Here is a 12,187-nt window from a genome sequence, read left to right as displayed (position 1 = left end):
AGGGATTTTTGGTGAGTGCCTAGATGAAAATAAGAAGCGCATTGTTTATTTATAGAACGTGTCTTTTTTTCTATACTAGAAGCATGAGTGCTTTCTTGAATTTGGCAGAAATAAAGGAGCGGTTTCGTGTATAGAGTGAGTTGGGTATTTGTTGGATGGTATTTAGTAGGGCTCATATTAATGGTCTTTTTTGAAGTGCCAGCATGGCTTCAGTTTGCAAACGGAATTTTTCTCGTGCTGTATGCTTGCTGCGTCATAGAAATTGGGCGACAAATTTATGGTTCATGGGGGTTTGTGATTAAAAGGGCAGCCGTTGTTGGTGTGCTTACATTTACGGTGGAGTGGGTAGGCATTACAACCGGGTTTCCGTTCGGAGCCTATGATTATTATCCGACGCTAGGTTTTCTAGTGGCGGGGGTGCCGTTAACCATTGCATTTGCTTGGGTTGGCGTGTTTTTAAACAGCCTTTTTTTATCCAGTCAGCAGTCAAAGTGGAGACGAGCCGTCGAAACGGGGATATGGATTGTCTTGCTTGACCTCATATTAGATCCGGTAGCAGCTGAGCGGAAGTTTTGGGTGTGGTATGACGGCGGTGGATTTTTTGGTATTCCTTTTGAGAATTTTGTGAGCTGGGGTATGATTGGAGCAGGACTTTCATTTCTTTTCCCGCTTGTTTCAATTGATCAAAAGGCACTCAGCTGGACGAGTCGTATTTATCAAGCGATGGTGTTCTTTTTTGGTCTTTTGGCATTAAAGGGCGGACTCGATGTCATTTTTTATTTAGCACTGATCATTGTCATTTTGTGTGAAGGAAGGGTTCGATTTGAAAGAAAGCGACAAAAGCCGATTGTTTAGACGTATTTTTTCTCTTTATCTTGAACGGTATTTACTTCATAAGCATTTCCGTTGTGTGATGATGAAAGGCTTGGTGGACCCGAAGGAGAAGCTGCCTGTTCTTTATCTCGCCAATCACAGCTCATGGTGGGACGGGCTGATTATCTTTCTTTTAACAGAAAAAGCGTCTGAGCTTGATCACTACATGATGATGGAAGAGAAGCAGCTGAAGCAATATGCCTTTTTCCGTAAGCTTGGAGCGTTTCCGGTTCATAAAGAGAACTTGAAAAGCGTTAAACAAGCCTTAATGACTGCGAGAGATAACATGCAGGCTGGCGGGGCTATATGGCTTTTTCCACAGGGGAAAATTATGCATCAGGATGTGCGGCCGCTTGAACTGGAAGGAGGGGCTTCTTTTTTAGTCAGGCAATTTGAACAAGTTGTGGTGAAGCCAGTGACCTTGCATTATACATTTAATCAATTTCAAAAGCCGACAGTGTCTGTTGTGTTCGGCGATGATGCCATCGTATCTGGAAGCTCCCTACGAAGCAAGGATGTGACGCGTATGCTTAGCGATCTGCTTGAAACGCAGTTAAACAGGCATCAAGCGCAGGTCATCGCTGATCTTGATTTTTCAATAAACGAAGAATTTAAACAGATGACAAGGACAAGTCAGTCAACAAGTGATGCGTTTGATTCTTTTAAAAAGTGGGTGAAAACATGGCGATCTTCTTAACCGTGATCAGTGTGCTGCTACTTTGTCAGTTTTTTTTCACCATATGGAATATGAAGCAGTTTCCGGTGTTAAAGCCCGCTTCTTTTTCATCAGATGAACCCATTTCGTTATCGATTCTGATTCCGGCTAGAAATGAGGAGAAACGGATAGAAGCCTGTCTTCAGTCGATCGTTGATCAACGTCATCATCCGAAAGAACTTATTGTACTTGATGATCATTCGACAGATCAGACAAGAGCAATGGTGGAGCGCTTCGCAGAAACATATCCGTGGATTCGTGTGCAGTCAGGACGGGCGTTAAAGCAAGGCTGGCTTGGTAAATCATATGCCTGTTCTCAGCTTGCTGAGGTGGCGGCTTCTAATTGGCTGTTATTTTTAGATGCGGATGTCCGGTTAAAAAGAGGGGCGATTGAGGCGATATACAACCAACTATGCACGCAAAAAACGGGCATGCTGTCAGGATTCCCAGAGCAAAAAACAGGCACTCTTTTTGAACAGCTTGTGGTTCCTATGATGATGTTTACCATTGGCTGTCATCTGCCAGTAAAATGGGTAGGGAAATCTAAGAACCCTGCTTTTGCCGCTGCACATGGCGGTTTTATTGCCATTGAAAAGACTTGCTATTACGATATTGGCGGGCATGAAGCGATCAAGGATTCACTAGTGGATGATATGGCCTTGGCTAGACGAGTGAAGGAAATAGGCTTTCCGTTCACACTTGCAAGTATTCATCCATTTGTGTATATGAGAATGTATGAGAGTGGACAAGAGGTTTGGGAAGGCTATCGGAAAAATGTATTCCCAGGTGTAAATCGAAATATTGCTTTGTTAAGCAGTGTCTTTTGTGTATACACGATGCTTTATTTGGCTCCTGTCATTTGTTTTATGGTGGCATTGCTTCAGCTCGATATGCTCAGTATATGCTTAGCCACTCTTTGCTACGGGCTGGGTGTGTCGATCAAAGCGACAATTGATATTGAGAATGGAAGAACATCTGCAATGGCCTTTTTATTGCCGGTCAGCATTTTGAGTCTGATCGCTATTGGCTTTGCTTCAATGAAAATCGGGCTGAAAAAAGAAGGGTATGAATGGAAAGGGAGAAGGTACGAATGAAAAAAGTGATCATCATCGGCGGCGGGCTTGGTGGATTATCAGCAGCGATTCGCTTACAGTCACGCGGGTTTCAGGTCACCATTTTAGAAAAAGAAGCGGCTTTAGGCGGGAAATTGCAGCGTCATCATGGAGCTGGCTACTCTTTTGATTTAGGACCGAGTACCATTACAATGAAGTCATACTTTGAAGAGGTGTTTGCTTCTTGTCATAGACGGATGGAGGATTACGTCACATTTTATCCGATTTCACCTCTGACCAAAAACGTTTTTTCTGATGGCCATACGGTTGAGTTTACGCCGAATATTGAGCAGATGGAATCACAAATTGCAGATTTCAGTCCTGAAGATGCAAAGCAATACCGTGCATTTTTACAGGAATCAAAGGCGCTATTTCAAAAGGCTGAGGACCAGTTTTTAAATCGTTTATTATTGACGTGGAAGGATAAGGCGGATCTAAAGCTCATGAAAGCACTTCTGGCTGTCAAACCGTTTACATCCGTTCAACGCATGCTACGTCAATATTTCCGTCATCCGCATACATTGGCGATGTTTGGACGGTATGCTACATATATCGGTTCTTCTCCCTATGAGGCGCCGGCTATTTTTAATATGATGGCACATTTAGAAGGGGAAAAAGGAATTTATGGAATCAAGGGCGGTACGTATCGTTTAGTTGAGGCATTTGAGACTTTGGCAAAGGAATTAGGCGTTCAGATTCATCTGAATGAACAAGTTATCAAAATCCATGTGAAGGATCGCCGAATTAAAGGAGTCGAGACGGCTCAGCAGATGTATGAAACAGATCAAGTGATTGCAGGTGCAGACGCGCTGACTGTTTACCGTCATCTGATTGATGAAAAAGATCGCCCAAGTTTTTTAAATCAAAAGCTGGCTGCCATTGAACCATCATTATCTGGTTTTGTTCTATTATTAGGCGTACCCAAAGTCTATGAACAACTGTCCCATCATACTGTGTTTTTCCCGGAGAATTATGAGCAAGAATTTAAGGATATCTTTCAGAAAAAACAACTGCCCCAGGACCCGACGCTCTACATATGTTATTCAGGTCATTCAGAACCAGCTTTAAGCGGAGGATCGGGAAGAAGTAACCTGTTTGTACTGGCGAATGCGCCTTATGTGACAAACGAGCAAGATTGGGACATGCTAAAGGAGACGTACCCGCAGCATGTGAAAACGAAATTAGAGGAAAAAGGTCTTTTTGATCTGAATCAGGTGGCAGAATATGAAGCGGTTCAAACTCCGCTTGATCTGCAGCAGAAAACCGGCGCTTATCATGGCGCCATTTATGGCATGTCTTCCAACTCGTTCAAGCAGGCATTCTTCCGCATCAATAATCAGTCAAAAGACATTGAAGGGCTTTGGTTTGTTGGAGGAACCAGTCATCCAGGCGGCGGCACGCCGATGGTGACAAAATCAGGGCAGCTTGTCGCAGAAACGATCATCAAGCATTCGACGTAAGAACAGATGAAAAGGAGAGAAATCAAGTGATTGTGGAAAAAAGAAGGTTTCCGTCACCCCATCCGCATATTCACTTATTTACAGTGACCTATGAGGCAGATGGACTTCGGATCAAAGGGCTGCTCGCTGAACCAGCCGGAGAAGGTTCCTATGACGGCTTTTTGTATTTAAGAGGCGGCATTAAGAATGTTGGAATGGTGAGACCGGGCCGGATTGTGCAATTTGCCGCACAGGGATTTGTCGTATTTGCTCCCTTTTACCGAGGAAATCAGGGAGGCGAAGGGAACGAGGATTTCGCCGGAGAAGATCGGAAGGATGCTTTCGCTGCCTTTCAATTGTTAAAGCATCATAAAAAAGTGAAGCAGGATCGCATTCACATTTTTGGTTTTTCGCGCGGAGGGATTATGGGCATTTGGACTGCTGTCGAAATGAGAGAGGAGGCCGCTTCCTTTGTGACATGGGGAGGCGTCAGTGATATGAAGCTCACCTATGAAGAGCGTGTGGATATGAGAAGAATGATGAAGCGTGTGATTGGCGGTCCCCCGCACAAGGTGCCAGAGGCCTATGAGGACAGAACGCCTTTAAATGATGTGGGTCAAATTGAAGCACCTGTGCTCATCATCCACGGAGAAGAGGATCAGAATGTATCGATTGAGCATGCGTATTTATTAGAGGGTGCGCTGCGTCAGCACGGGAAGTCAGTGGAGACATGGTATTTTCATGGGTACAACCACTATTTTCCACCACAGCATAATCGGGAGATTGTCCGAAGGCTGACGACATGGATGCACAGCCGGAAAAGCGGAAATGTGGTAAAATAGGCAGTATAACGAAATTTAGAAAGTAGGGGGATTTTCAGTATGGGAATGCCTGTTGAATTTAATACAATGATTGTCACAAAGGGAAAAGAGACAAGAATTGAAGAAAATGTATTTGAGCTCATGAAGGAAGGGTACCGCATCTATCCATTAAATATTCCGCTTGAGGTGCGAAAAACGAAAGACGGAGAAAAAACAGGAACAGCACATGTTGAAAAGCTGGAGCTTACAGACAATATTACAAAAGTGACTTACCGTCTTGTGTCCTTGCATTCAACCAACTAACAAAAGCTGAGGAAATCAATCTCCTCAGCTTTTGTATTTTATTATACGCGTGGTCCGCCTTTGGCTTCAATGTCACTAGCTGCGTGGCTGAATTTTTGGAAGTTCTTTTTAAATTCATTGGCAAGGAAGTGTGCTTTTTCTTGATAAGCCTCTTGGTCATCCCATGTTTGAGATGGTTGAAGCACTTCATCTGGTACGCCAGGAATATGAAGCGGGATGTGTAATCCAAAGATGTCGTCAGTGATCATTTCGGCGTTGTCGAGGTCACCTTCAATCGCTGCCTGCACCATTGCTCTTGTGTGTGCAAGGTTCATGCGTTTGCCTGTACCATAGCCTCCACCAGTCCAGCCAGTATTCACAAGGAATACTTTAGCGCCGTGCTCATCGATTTTTTTGCCAAGCATTTCAGCATAGACGTGAGCTGGAAGCGGCAAGAATGGTGAACCGAAGCAAGTCGAGAATGTCGTTTCTGGTGATGTAACACCACGCTCAGTTCCAGCTAATTTACTAGTGTAACCGCTCAAGAAATGATACATTGCCTGTTCTTTTGTTAAACGGCTGATTGGAGGTAAAACGCCAAATGCATCAGCTGTTAAGAAGACAATGGCAGAAGGATGTCCTGCGATACTTGGCTTAACGATGTTATCAATCATTTCGATTGGGTAAGCGGCGCGTGTGTTTTCAGTGAAGAATGTGTCATCATAATCCGCTTCACGTGTTTCTTCATCAAGCACAACATTTTCAAGAACTGATCCGAAGCTGATGGCTTTGTAAATTTGCGGTTCTTTTTCTTCGCTTAAGTTCACACATTTCGCATAGCATCCGCCCTCAATATTGAAGACACCTGAGCTAGACCAGCCATGTTCATCATCACCGATTAGTTTGCGGCTTGCGCTTGCAGAAAGCGTCGTTTTCCCAGTGCCTGAAAGGCCGAAGAATAATGCAACATCGCCTTCTTGACCGACGTTTGCTGAGCAGTGCATGGATAAAATATCTTGCTCTGGAAGCAGGTAGTTCATGACTGAGAAAATGGACTTTTTCATCTCTCCTGCATATTCTGTACCACCGATCAGAATCGTGCGTTTTTCAAAAGAAACGATAATGAACGTTTCAGAGTTTGTGCCATCTGTTTCAGGATCTGCTTTAAAGTGTGGTGCAGATAAGATGGTGAACGGTTTTTCATTTGAAGATGGTGTGGATCCGTCAGGTCTGATGAATAACTGCTTTGCAAAGAGATTGTGCCATGCAAACTCGTTTATTACTGTAATTGGCATACGGTATCTTTCATCTGCGCCAGCAAATCCTTCAAAGACGAATAGTTCATCACGTTCTTTTAAGTATGACACAACCTTTGTATATAAACGGTCAAATGCTTCTTTAGAGATCGGCTGATTGACTTGACCCCAATCAATTTTATGTTGAGAGCTTTCTTCTTTGACGATAAATTTATCTTTAGGCGAACGTCCTGTGTAGGCACCAGTTGTAGCGCGGACAGCTCCTGTTGATGTTAAAACGCCTTCATCACGTGCCAAAATCTTTTCAACAAGTTTCGGAACAGATAAATTTTGGTGCGTATTTTCTAATGAGAGCAATGACTGCAAATCTTCTTTTAAATCCACTGAGTTCATAAAAAAACCCTTCCTTTACCGTTGAATTTGTTTGTTTTGATTAGTATAACACATTCATAATAATAGTCTATACTATTTAATTATTTTTGTGTGTGTTTTTTCATTTCTGCTAAGAAAATATGCTTTTTGGTGATGCTAATATTGAGGTGAAAAAAAGAGGAGATAATTCTGATGAAGCATTGACATGACGCAAGGGTTTAAGATAAGATATCTTATTGAACGGATACTCTTATCCCGAGTTGGTGGAGGGACAGGCCCGATGAAGCCCAGCAACCGGTTTCTTATGAAAAGGCATGAATATGCTGAGAAACCAAGGTGCTAACCTGATGCAAGGTACAAGAACACCTTGAGCGATAAGAGTGAAAGGCATGCGATCTCAGACCCTTTCCTCGCAATGAAGGAAATGGTTTTTTTATTTTTGGGATATCATATGAACAAATTGCCAATAACATCTCTAATAGAAACGTTTTCAAATATAAGAGGGAACGAGTTCCGTATCATATTGGAGGCCTCATCTTGGGATGATGTGGTCTTGTACAGGAGGAAATAGCCATTATGAGTCAAAATCGTCGTTTATTTACTTCAGAATCAGTGACGGAAGGACATCCAGATAAAATCTGTGATCAAATTTCAGACAGCATTTTGGATGAAATTTTAAAGAAAGATCCAAATGCACGTGTTGCCTGTGAAACTTCTGTCACAACAGGTCTCGTATTAGTAAGCGGTGAAATTACAACGTCTACTTATGTCGATATTCCAAAGACGGTGCGTGACACGATTAAGGAAATTGGCTACACACGTGCGAAATATGGATTTGATGCGGAAACATGCGCGGTTCTTACTTCAATTGATGAACAGTCAGCTGATATTGCGCAAGGTGTAGACAAAGCGCTTGAAGCACGTGAAGGAACAATGACTGAAGAAGAAATTGATGCCATTGGTGCGGGTGACCAAGGGTTGATGTTTGGTTTTGCAAACAACGAAACAGAAGAGCTTATGCCGCTGCCGATTTCTCTTGCGCATAAATTATCTCGTCGTTTAACAGAAGTACGCAAGAATGAAACACTTGCCTACCTTCGCCCAGACGGAAAAACTCAAGTAACAGTTGAATATGATGAACAAAACAAACCAGTTCGTATTGATACAGTGGTTATCTCTACACAGCATGCACCAGAAGTGACGCTTGAACAAATTCAAAGCGACTTAAAAGAGCATGTCATCCGCCCTGTCGTTCCAAGTGAACTGATCGATGAAGACACAAAATACTTCATCAACCCAACAGGCCGTTTCGTCATCGGTGGACCTCAAGGGGATGCTGGTTTAACTGGACGTAAAATCATCGTTGATACGTATGGCGGCTATGCTCGTCATGGCGGCGGTGCTTTCTCTGGGAAGGATGCAACGAAGGTTGACCGTTCTGCAGCATATGCGGCTCGTTATGTAGCGAAAAACATCGTAGCTGCTGGCCTAGCAGATTCTTGTGAAGTGCAACTTGCTTATGCAATTGGTGTTGCACAGCCTGTATCGATTTCAATTGATACATTCGGAACAGGAAAAGCTTCTGAAGAAAAATTAATTGAAGTGGTTCGTGCGAACTTTGATCTTCGTCCAGCGGGTATTATTAAAATGCTTGACCTGCGTCGTCCGATCTACAAACAAACAGCTGCATACGGACATTTCGGCCGTCATGATTTAGATCTTCCGTGGGAAAAAACGGATAAAGCCGATACACTTCGTAAAGAAGCATTAGGACAATAACAACATAAAAAACCGCTTATTTTAAGCGGTTTTCCTTTTGATTAAAAAAATTCTACAAAAAGTGAAACAAAATCGGACAAAATACTGTCTAATTATAGGTCTACTTTTAAGAAATAACATAACGTGGAGGCAATAATATGTGTGGGTTTGTTGGTGTATTTAATCACCGTCCATTGTCCGAAACTACTGAGCAGGAAGATTTAATTAAACAAATGAATCGTCTCATCGTTCATCGTGGTCCGGATGATGAGGGTTACTTTCATGATGAGCATGTAGGATTTGGATTTAGACGTTTAAGTATTATAGATGTTGAGCACGGAAAGCAGCCGCTTTCTTATGAAGATGAAAAGTACTGGATTATTTTTAACGGAGAAATTTATAACTATGTGGAGCTGAAGGAAGAGCTTGTGAAAAAGGGGTATACGTTCAGCACAGATTCTGATACGGAAGTACTACTTGCTACATACCGTCATTATAAAGAAGAAGCGGCATCTAAGCTTCGCGGCATGTTTGCCTTTTTAATTTGGGATAAAGAAGCGCAGCAATTATATGGCGCAAGAGATCCTTTTGGCATCAAACCGCTTTATTTTACACAAATGGATGAGCAAGTATACTTTGCGTCTGAACGCAAAAGCTTGATGGCTGTGAATGAAAACATTTTATTTGATGAGACTTCATTGCAACAATACATGTCGTTCCAGTTCGTTCCTGAGCCAAATACACTTGATCAAAAGGTGCACAAAGTAGAGCCAGGTCATCAGTTTACTTTACGCCCAGGACAGGAAATCGAATTTAAGACTTACTGGAAGGTGCAATTCAAGCCTGAGCAAACACAAGAACAGAAGTTAATTGAAGAAGTGCGCGATGCAATTTATGATTCCGTGAAAGTCCACATGAGAAGTGATGTACCTGTTGGTTCATTCCTATCAGGTGGTATTGATTCATCTTTCATCGTGTCTGTCGCAAAGGAATTACACCCTGAGCTGAAGACGTTCTCTGTCGGCTTCCAGCAGGATGGCTTTAGTGAAGTCGATGTAGCGAAGGAAACAGCTGATAAGCTCGGCTTAGAAAACTTTAGTGCCGTCATTTCTCCTGAGGAGTATATGAACGAGCTTCCGAAGATTGTCTGGCATTTAGACGATCCTTTAGCTGATCCAGCGGCAATTCCATTGTATTTCGTGGCGAAAGAAGCGAAGAAACAAGTGACAGTTGTTCTTTCAGGTGAGGGAGCAGACGAGCTGTTCGGCGGTTATAATATTTACCGTGAACCTCTTTCTCTTAAACCATTTGAATCTGTTCCATCTATGCTGAAAAAGCTTCTTCTTCGTCTGACGCGTTTAATGCCAGAAGGAATGAAAGGGAAAAGCTTTATCGTTCGCGGCTGTACGCCATTAGAGGAACGTTATATCGGAAATGCGAAAATCTTTGAAGAGCCAGTGAAGAAAAACCTCTTAAAGCATTATGATCCGAGCATCACGTATCGTGACGTGACGAAGACATATTTTGAGGAAAGTGCAGGCTACAGTGATATTAACAAAATGCAGTATGTTGATATTCATACGTGGATGCGCGGAGACATCTTACTGAAAGCAGATAAGATGACGATGGCGAATTCTCTTGAGCTTCGTGTTCCATTCCTTGATAAGGTCGTTTTCGAAGCCGCTTCTAAAATTCCAGAAGAGCTGAAAACAAAAGACGGTACAACGAAATATTTATTGCGTAAAGCAGCTGAAGGCATTGTGCCTGACCATGTGTTAATGCGCAAAAAGCTCGGTTTCCCTGTGCCAATTCGTCATTGGCTGAAAAATGAGATGAACGCTTGGGCGAAAGACATCATCAAAAACAGTCAAACAGATGAATACATTAACAAAGAGTATGTGCTTGATTTATTAAATGAACATTGTGCTGGTAAAGCAGATCATAGCCGTAAGATTTGGACTGTCCTCATCTTTATGATTTGGCACAGCATTTATGTGGAGCGCAGCATTGATCCAGAGCAGTTAAATCATCAACCGAAAGAAGTCATCTTTAGTTAATGAAAAAAGGTTTTCAGCTTTGTGCTGAAAACCTTTTTTGTCATGATAGAAAACGGTGGAAAAGGGTAAAATAACAAGCGGTTCATAGTTATTGCTTAATATCCTGAAAAAAACATGATAAAGTGAAGATACACGTATGATGTTAACGAGATAAAAGGGAACGATAGTATTGTCCTTTTTCTACATATTCTTTGCGGATTCTGTCCATGTCCTCGATGTCTTCATCGGTTAACTGCCGGACGACCTTGGCTGGACGGCCAAAAGCGAGTGATCCTTTCGGGATGACTTTTCCTTGAGGGACAAGACTACCTGCACCAATAAAGGCGCCTTCGCCAATTTCTGCACCATCGAGAATGATGGACCCCATACCAATGAGGGCATTTTTTCGAATGATTGAGCTATGTAATGTGACTTGGTGTCCAATAGTAGCACCATCTTCGATAAGAAGTGTTTTTCCAGGACTTTGATGCAGACAGGATAAATCTTGAATATTAACGTTTTTTCCAATTCTCACAGGAGCGACATCGCCTCTAATGACGGTTTGGAACCACACGCTTGAATATTCTCCAATCGTGACATCACCAGTAATGGTGGCGTTATCTGCGACAAAGACCGATTCATGAATCTCAGGTGTAAACTGATGATATGGATAAATCACTTTTTCGACTTCCTTTCTTAATACAACATTTGTGAGGTGTTTACTTTGTGGACTTGGCATGCTGAAAGACCGGTTGGCACAATTGTGATTGTGCATGGTGCGAGTGAATATCACGGCCGATATAAATGGTTGATCGAAATGTGGCGAAATGCAGGCTATCACGTCGTCATGGGAGACCTGCCTGGGCAAGGGACATCGACACGTGCGCGCGGCCATATTCGTTCGTTTCAACAATACATTGATACAGTTGATGAATGGATCGAACATGCGAAGTCATTCAGGCTTCCAACTTTTTTACTTGGACACAGTATGGGCGGACTCATTTCAATTGAGTGGGTCAAGCAGTATACCCATACGAAGATTGATGGCCTTATTTTATCATCACCTTGTTTAGGTCTGCAATTTAAACCGAAGAAGCTGATGGATTTTGCGTCAAAAGGTCTAAATGTGCTCACGCCGTCTTTTAAAGTCGAGTCAGGGCTCTCAATTGAACTTGCCACACGAAATCAGGCTGTGATTGAGGCAGACTCAAATGATTCTCTTTACGTAACAAAGGTGTCGGTCCGCTGGTACCGGGAGCTGATCAAAAATATTGATGCGGCCATGCAGCCAACGAATGTCTTTAAATCGATTCCGCTCCTTTTAATGCAGGCGGGTGATGATAAGATCGTGGATAAAACGAGGGTAGTGAAATGGTTCAATGGCATTGAATCAACAAATAAATCATATCGTGAATGGGAAGATCTATATCACGAAATTTTTAATGAACCTGAAAGAGAAGATGTGTTTAAGGCAGCAAGAGCCTTTACAGATCAATATATTTGATGGTGAGCTTTAAGTTGGG

Annotated in this window: 11 protein-coding genes and 1 riboswitch; of the genes, 9 read left to right on the top strand and 2 right to left on the bottom strand. The window is 42.6% G+C overall.

Annotation, left to right across the window (positions count from 1 at the left end; all coding sequences use genetic code 11):
* Window positions 1-126 precede the first annotated feature (126 nt).
* The 6 genes from C5695_RS15055 to C5695_RS15030 are packed head-to-tail and all read left to right on the top strand — an operon-like array spanning window position 127 to window position 5,263.
* Window positions 127-855 carry a carotenoid biosynthesis protein gene (locus C5695_RS15055; protein WP_117731420.1) on the top strand — a complete coding sequence of 243 codons (729 nt, stop codon included), beginning with the start codon at window positions 127-129 and terminating at the stop codon, window positions 853-855.
* On the top strand, window positions 824-1,570 hold the full coding sequence (locus tag C5695_RS15050) for a lysophospholipid acyltransferase family protein (protein ID WP_117731419.1): 747 nt from the start codon (window positions 824-826) through the stop codon (window positions 1,568-1,570). The genes C5695_RS15055 and C5695_RS15050 overlap by 32 nt, the downstream gene beginning before the upstream one ends.
* Window positions 1,555-2,682, top strand: coding sequence for a glycosyltransferase family 2 protein (locus C5695_RS15045; RefSeq protein ID WP_117731418.1), 1,128 nt, complete (start codon window positions 1,555-1,557; stop codon window positions 2,680-2,682). Before C5695_RS15050 ends, C5695_RS15045 begins: the two co-directional genes overlap by 16 nt.
* A complete protein-coding gene (locus C5695_RS15040) occupies window positions 2,679-4,160 on the top strand; it encodes a phytoene desaturase family protein (RefSeq protein WP_117731417.1) in 1,482 nt (493 codons plus the stop codon). Before C5695_RS15045 ends, C5695_RS15040 begins: the two co-directional genes overlap by 4 nt.
* A gap of 26 nt (window positions 4,161-4,186) precedes the next feature.
* On the top strand, window positions 4,187-4,981 hold the full coding sequence (locus C5695_RS15035; protein ID WP_117731416.1) for an alpha/beta hydrolase family protein: 795 nt from the start codon (window positions 4,187-4,189) through the stop codon (window positions 4,979-4,981).
* 39 nt (window positions 4,982-5,020) lie between these two features.
* Window positions 5,021-5,263, top strand: coding sequence for a DUF2584 domain-containing protein (locus C5695_RS15030; RefSeq protein WP_017358362.1), 243 nt, complete (start codon window positions 5,021-5,023; stop codon window positions 5,261-5,263).
* Between the two features lie 41 nt (window positions 5,264-5,304).
* On the opposite strand, the gene pckA is transcribed toward C5695_RS15030, so the two are convergent.
* Window positions 5,305-6,891, bottom strand: a complete 1,587-nt coding sequence (gene pckA, locus C5695_RS15025) for a phosphoenolpyruvate carboxykinase (ATP) (protein ID WP_117731415.1) — start codon at window positions 6,889-6,891, stop codon at window positions 5,305-5,307.
* A 226-nt stretch (window positions 6,892-7,117) separates the two neighbouring features.
* Window positions 7,118-7,251: riboswitch (SAM riboswitch) on the top strand.
* Window positions 7,252-7,446: 195 nt separating this feature from the next.
* Between pckA and metK the strand changes: the two genes are divergently transcribed.
* Both metK and asnB read left to right on the top strand, forming a co-directional pair.
* Complete coding sequence (gene metK / locus C5695_RS15020; RefSeq protein ID WP_117731414.1) at window positions 7,447-8,649, top strand: methionine adenosyltransferase; 1,203 nt, start codon at window positions 7,447-7,449, stop codon at window positions 8,647-8,649.
* A 137-nt stretch (window positions 8,650-8,786) separates the two neighbouring features.
* On the top strand, window positions 8,787-10,685 hold the full coding sequence (gene asnB / locus C5695_RS15015; protein WP_117731413.1) for an asparagine synthase (glutamine-hydrolyzing): 1,899 nt from the start codon (window positions 8,787-8,789) through the stop codon (window positions 10,683-10,685).
* Window positions 10,686-10,827: 142 nt separating this feature from the next.
* Here asnB and C5695_RS15010 read toward each other — a convergent pair whose 3' ends face one another.
* Window positions 10,828-11,343 (bottom strand): gamma carbonic anhydrase, encoded by a 516-nt coding sequence (locus C5695_RS15010; RefSeq protein WP_117731412.1) that lies wholly within the window; start codon window positions 11,341-11,343, stop codon window positions 10,828-10,830.
* A 45-nt stretch (window positions 11,344-11,388) separates the two neighbouring features.
* Between C5695_RS15010 and C5695_RS15005 the strand changes: the two genes are divergently transcribed.
* Complete coding sequence (locus tag C5695_RS15005; protein WP_117731411.1) at window positions 11,389-12,168, top strand: alpha/beta hydrolase; 780 nt, start codon at window positions 11,389-11,391, stop codon at window positions 12,166-12,168.
* The last annotated feature ends 19 nt before the right edge of the window (window positions 12,169-12,187 follow it).

The sequence above is a fragment of the Bacillus pumilus genome (assembly GCF_003431975.1).
Taxonomy (GTDB): domain Bacteria; phylum Bacillota; class Bacilli; order Bacillales; family Bacillaceae; genus Bacillus; species Bacillus pumilus_N.
The sequence above is the reverse complement of the archived record's forward strand: the minus strand, read 5'-3'. Positions and strand labels throughout refer to the sequence as shown.